We start from the raw sequence: 5810 nt of genomic DNA on the forward strand, positions 1-5810 counted from the left end.
CCGAACCGCCGCATATTCGAACAGATGCAACATAGTCTCTGAGCTGCACCTCCGCGTGCGTCACAGAGCCGCGATAGCGCTCGCACCTGGCTTGCCGAGTGCCAGGTAGGAACCAGGCTGCCGCACGCGAAGCGCAGCAACGAGATTCGTTCCGAGTCCCCACACGCTTTGCATGTTTGACCTTGCCATAGAGTTGCGTTTGATGCAACATTGTTGCTGTGAACATGTCGGCTAGCGGCGGCAACATCGCTGATTTTCGGCGACGCGGCGTGGTGCCCATCGACGAGTCCGCGTTCGTCTTCGAGGAAATGCTCGAGGGCTTTGCTCGTCAGCAGGCTAGTCGTGCGCTGGCGCGAACAACGATCAGTGTTCGTCGGTCGCAGCTCATTCGGTTTCGCCGTTTCACAGACAGCTATCCGTGGCAATGGCTGCCCGGCGATCTGGAGGACTTCACCTCAAGTCTGCTATCGGGGAACGCCGCTCGTTCGCACTCGACGTTGCGCGGCTACCACGTCACGATACGACGGTTCTGCGAGTATCTAACAGATCAGCGCTACGAATGGGTCAGTGAATGCCGCCACCGGTTCGGGGAAGTACCCACGCAGATCTGCTTCGAGTGGAACACCATCGCACATCTCGCGGCGTTCGAAGGGCGACCGGGCCGACGACCGTTCGACTACGACGAGGTCGAGAAATTCTTTGATGTCGTCGACGCCAGAGTCGACCAAATCCGCGCAGACGGGCGCAAGGGGGCGCTCGCCGCGCTGAGAGATGCGCAGCTGTTCAAGACGACATACGCCTACGGCCTGCGACGTGCAGAGGTTCTCGGTCTCGATGTCGCTGATCTACGCACCAACGGCAAAGCACCGCAGTTCGGCCGGTTCGGGCTCGCGCAGGTTCGATTCGGCAAGGCCTCGCGAGGCACTCCACCCAAACGCCGCACTGTCCTGACGCTGCCTGAGTTTGATTGGGTAGTCGAAGGTCTTGACCACTACCTGCATCAAGTCCGCCAGAAGTTTCACCCTGGCCAGAGCCTGGCGCTGTGGCCTACCGAACGCGGAACTCGCGTGGGCGCCAAGTATTTCGATCGCCGGTTCGCGGAGCTCCGCGACGCGGCTGGCCTCGATCGGCATCTGACTCCGCATTCACTGCGCCACTCCTACGTGACTCACCTTGCCGAATTCGGCTACTCCGAGCAGTTCATCCAGATCCAGGTCGGCCACGTGTTCGCCTCAACTACCGCCCTTTACACCTCGGTCAGCGACGACTACCGCAGCAGAGTCGTCGCTGATGCCATCAACCGCTTCTACTTCTCACCGAAGGACACACGCTGATGAGCCGCACCATTGACTGGCGCCTGCGAACACTGATGGCCGAACGCGGCATGTTCCAGACCACCGACCTCGTCGAACCACTGCGCCAGGCCGGCGTCGCGCTCTCTCGCGAGCAAGTATTCCGGTTGGTCACCCAAACCCCGCAACGGCTGAACATGGATGTGTTTGCAGCGCTCTGCGCCATCCTTGAGTGTGAACCCAACGACCTCATCCGCGTGACCGCGGCCCACCAGGACTCACCACGTAAAACTGGGACTGGGGGACCGATCGACGATATCGGCGATGCACGGCCTGTCCGCGCCAGGATTACGCGGCCAACACCCCGTACCCGATGACCCGTAGCACCCAAGATGTCACCTCGGAGGTCATCGATCTGTTCCACTCCAAGGGCAGTGCAACCTTCGATGATCTGATCGCCAAGGAGGTCGGCCGTCTGGACCCGAAGCGCCACACGTCGTTGCTTCGCTACCTCGCGCGCGCCGACGCGGACCTTCTCGCACCGGACGGTGAGACACCAGTAGCGGTCCAGACGTTCTTCGCGCGACTGAGACGACATGGGGTCACTGATGTTGGGCTACCTAGGTGTCCGATGTGCCAGCAGAAACGCATCCTCCGGTTCCGTGATCAGCAGCGCCGCCGAGTGTGCATGAAATGTCATGAGCGGCAGCACTTTGGCGAATGTCCTGTGTGCCTGCGCATGAAAAAGCTGACGGCCGTGAGCGATCACCAGGGACGGCGCACATGCGCACGTTGCTCACCTGGCGGGATCGCGTTGGTCGTGTGCTCGGCCTGCGGTAAGGAGGTCGCGGCAACGACCATGGTCGACGGCCAACGACTCTGCCTGGGTTGCTACCCGCGCCCTTTGCGAATGTGCTCGGCGTGCGGGAAGGAGAAGAAGATTGCTACCCACATCCGGTCCGCCCCGCATTGCTTCGCTTGCCACAATCGAGTCGTGCGAAACCCTCGCGCGTGCCCTCAGTGCGGAGTACTGCGAATCCTGGCTTTCATCAACAGTGACCAGATTGCCATCTGCGCCGGATGCGCTGGCCAGCCCGCTCGCTACGCGTGCCGGCGATGCGGTAGTGAAGAACATTCCTACGGAAGACTGTGCGGAAAATGCACCCTCGCCGACCGCCTCACCGCTGTCCTGACCCGGCCCGACACCAAAGCGATCAGCGAACCGATGCAGCTGCTCTTCGACCACCTCCTACGCCAACCCCGGCCCGAGCAGATCATCAAATGGCTCCGAATGGGACCACACACCGACCTCCTGCACGAGATCGCCACCGGCGCTAAACCGCTGAACGAGAAAACCTTAGCCACCGCCGACGGCGGTAAAGGTCTGATCTACCTGCAGACGCTGCTCGCCGAGAGCGGGGCGCTCCCGCACGAGGAAAGTGAGCTATTTCGGCTGCGCGCGTGGTGCGACAAGCAACTGACGGTCCTACCACCTCCGGACAAGATCGTTCTCACCCAGTACCTGAAGTGGGAGCTGCTGCGACGAGCCACACGCAACGAGACAACCGGTGACATCACAGGCGGCGCGGCCGGACATGTGAAGGCCACGATTCGAGGCATCGGCCAATTCCTAGGCTGGCTACACGAGGACCAACAACACACCATCCTCAGCGACATCACCCAGTCGCAGGTCGACGAATACACCCTGCGCACCAATGCCGGGCGGTGGCTCCCGCGATTCATCAGGTGGGCGATCGCGAAGGGACACATCGCAAACGACGTCACCACGCCACCTCTGCAGCGAACAGAACCAGCCGTGGCCATAACCGAGGAGCAGACAGAATCAATCGTCCGTGCCCTGCTAAGGGACACAGCTCTGCGCTCCGGAGTGCAACTCGCGGTGCTGTTGGTCGCAATCTACGGTCTACCTGCGCGCCGGGTCGTCGAACTCACGCGAGGGCAGCTCTGTGAAACCTCTGGCGATGCCATCGTCACTCTCGCACTCGGAGAGCATCAACTGCCCCTGCCCGATCGCCTCGCGGAGATTGCCAAGGCGCATACGAAAGCACTCGACGGAGTCGATTCCCCTTGGCTATTCCCTGGACGTCACCCCCAACGGCCGATCAGCGACCAGCAACTGCGGCGCGCACTCGATCCATACGGTGTCAGCCTCCATCAACTCCAAGTTGCCGCCCGCTATCGCCTCGCCGGCGCCGTCCCCACCAAAGTCCTCGCCGACAGCCTCGACTTCCACATCAGCACCATCGCCAAATACGCAAACCTGAGTAACGGGAGGTGGGCTGACTATCCGAAACTGCGGCAGCCCCCGCGGGCATAGTCTCCTCCCCTGCAACGGAAGCAGTGACGTAATCAACGACCGAGCTATTAGGGTGTGTACATGGCAGACGATCCCGGATCCGCGTACTACTACCAGCCGGAAGTCAGTCGACTCCAGGTTCTGCTAGAGGAAGTGACCCGGGCCAAACCTGGTTCACCAGAGACCCGGTTCGTTAGCCCCGACACCGAGTCCATTGACCGTTTGGGATCAAGTTTTCACCACGTACTGTACGGGCGGAGAGGGACGGGAAAGTCCAGCCTGCTACGCCGTATCGAGGCAGATCGAAAATCCTCGGGCCAAATGGTTGCATGGGCAGATCAGGAGACCTTCAAGGGACTTTCGTATCCCGACGTCCTCGTCGGGACCTTAGCGGAGGTCTTTGGTCAATTTGCCGCACAGCTAGAAGGCCGCGTCGCGGGTAGACAAAAGAAACGCTTCTGGCATCGAGATAATCCGAGTCCTGAGCAGTTACTAGCGGGGGAACTCCACCAGGCCGTTGAGGCTCTAGTCGAACTTCAGAAGGCTCCGAGCGAAAGCGAAATCGAGTGGACCGAAAGCTACTCTAACGAAGTAAATATTACTGCCGAAGGCACAGTCAGCGTTTCCGGCGGTCATGGCGGACTATCTGGAAACGTGGGTCAAAAGAAAGGTCGATCATCCAAAAAAGCTCAGCAAGGCGCTGTCGCGCACCGGTACAGCGCAACGAAAAAGGAGCACCTAGAGCGCGCGCTCTCAAACTATCGACTGCTAATGCTCGCGGTGGGCGGACTGGCACCTGACTCTTTCATCATTCTGGATGATTTTTATCATTTGAGTCGCGCGGACCAGCCAAACATTGCCGGTTACTTTCATCGAGTGGTAAAAGACACGGGAATATGGTTGAAGTTTGGTTCCATTTCTTTGTGGACCAGACTATACGCGGGCGGTAATCCGCCAGTTGGCCTCCAGGCGCCTCACGATATACGAGACCTATCTCTTGATAGAGGACTTCGGGAGTTTAAGAACTCCAAACGCTTCCTCGAAACCATCCTCGACCGTCTTTGCGAGGAGTGTGAGGTTCAAAGAAAGAGCCTATTTACAGACGGGGCCTTGGACAGACTAGTTCTGGCCGCTGGCGGGGTTCCTCGAGATTACATTGGCCTCGTAAGCGAAAGCATTTCCAGCGCAAAAAATCGAGGTCCCTCCGGCAAGTCTGGAAGCGAACGAATCATCGCCGAAGACATCAACTCCGCGGCCGGAAAGACCGTTGACACTAAGTACAGTGATATGAGAGAGGATGCGGGGGGTTATTCAGACGACTTACATGGCCTAGTAATAGCACTGACTGATCACTGCCGGAATACGAAGTCCTCATGCTTCTTGATCGATTCTAGTAACACCGAATTGGTGGACATGACCAATAGACTTCAGAACATGAGGTTCGTTCATCTAGTCGCAACGAATGAAACTGTGCCCAACCAGGCGTCGGATCGATACAACGTATATGTGCTCGATGTGTCCCTACTAGCTGCGCAGCGCGCATGGCAGGTCGACTTCATGGGCTGGGAGACCCGCGCGGGTCGCCGCGCAAGAAAGTTGATATTCGATGGGAAGCCAGCCGCACCAAGTGCTGGACTTGACGATATTGATATCGCACAAGATGACAGCCGTGCCATCGTGTCAGACGTCGAAGCCTGAACACTCACGGCCACACGCACGCAAAAACGCGTCCAAGCGGCCTCCCCCAGCCCCAGCATTGTCGACTCGACTGCTCCCGCCGCCCTGGGGCGACTTGGGAGGAGCCCGTCGCACGCAGTCACTCCTTACGCGCCTCTCTCACCAATCGCCGTACTTCAGCATCGTTCGGAGTAACGCCCATCTTCTTTAATTGAGCCTTCACGTCACTGACCGCAGCAGCCTCGGACCCGCCACGTGGAACGTTGACTCCTCCGGACAGCTTCTTCTTGAGGTCGTCCTCCAACTTGCGCAGGCCAGCCTTGTTAAGTTCAAAATCCGCCATTTCTCCTCGATCCGTAGTCGGAGCAGGCGCCTACTGAATCTGTAGCCAGACCGCCCATGTGCTCGCGAGTCGAGCACTGATCCGAACCCTATCGACCGGCACCGACAGAACCGGTCATGTTGGAGCCGTCCGGTTAGGCGGAAGATAGTTCCGTTGCGAATATGTTCGCAACACCAGCAGT

5 protein-coding genes are annotated in these 5810 nt (G+C 59.2%); 4 read left to right on the forward strand and 1 reads right to left on the reverse strand.

Features of this window, described 5'->3' with window-relative positions:
- Window positions 1-224: 224 nt before the first annotated feature.
- From A5788_RS22090 to A5788_RS23960, 4 genes are all read left to right on the forward strand, one after another.
- Window positions 225-1334 carry a tyrosine-type recombinase/integrase gene (locus A5788_RS22090; protein ID WP_064865731.1) on the forward strand — a complete coding sequence of 370 codons (1110 nt, stop codon included), beginning with the start codon at window positions 225-227 and terminating at the stop codon, window positions 1332-1334.
- Entirely contained in the window at window positions 1334-1669 is a 336-nt protein-coding gene (locus A5788_RS22095; protein WP_064865676.1) for a helix-turn-helix domain-containing protein, read from the forward strand. Before A5788_RS22090 ends, A5788_RS22095 begins: the two co-directional genes overlap by 1 nt.
- 848 nt (window positions 1670-2517) lie before the next feature.
- Complete coding sequence (locus tag A5788_RS22100; RefSeq protein WP_064865674.1) at window positions 2518-3630, forward strand: hypothetical protein; 1113 nt, start codon at window positions 2518-2520, stop codon at window positions 3628-3630.
- Between the two features lie 60 nt (window positions 3631-3690).
- Window positions 3691-5307, forward strand: coding sequence for a hypothetical protein (locus tag A5788_RS23960; RefSeq protein ID WP_156525599.1), 1617 nt, complete (start codon window positions 3691-3693; stop codon window positions 5305-5307).
- 118 nt (window positions 5308-5425) lie between these two features.
- Here the strand turns inward: A5788_RS23960 and A5788_RS22110 are convergent, their stop codons facing one another.
- Window positions 5426-5629, reverse strand: a complete 204-nt coding sequence (locus A5788_RS22110; RefSeq protein ID WP_064865669.1) for a hypothetical protein — start codon at window positions 5627-5629, stop codon at window positions 5426-5428.
- Window positions 5630-5810 lie beyond the last annotated feature (181 nt).

The sequence above is a fragment of the Gordonia sp. 852002-50816_SCH5313054-c genome (assembly GCF_001665925.1).
Classification (GTDB): domain Bacteria; phylum Actinomycetota; class Actinomycetes; order Mycobacteriales; family Mycobacteriaceae; genus Gordonia; species Gordonia jacobaea.

Coding starts and splice junctions, on each gene's coding strand:
- A5788_RS22110 (WP_064865669.1), bottom strand. CDS start 5,629: ATGGCGGATTTTGAACTTAACAAGGCTGGCCTGCGCAAGTTGGAGGAC.
- A5788_RS23960 (WP_156525599.1), top strand. CDS start 3,691: ATGGCAGACGATCCCGGATCCGCGTACTACTACCAGCCGGAAGTCAGT.
- A5788_RS22100 (WP_064865674.1), top strand. CDS start 2,518: ATGCAGCTGCTCTTCGACCACCTCCTACGCCAACCCCGGCCCGAGCAG.
- A5788_RS22090 (WP_064865731.1), top strand. CDS start 225: ATGTCGGCTAGCGGCGGCAACATCGCTGATTTTCGGCGACGCGGCGTG.
- A5788_RS22095 (WP_064865676.1), top strand. CDS start 1,334: ATGAGCCGCACCATTGACTGGCGCCTGCGAACACTGATGGCCGAACGC.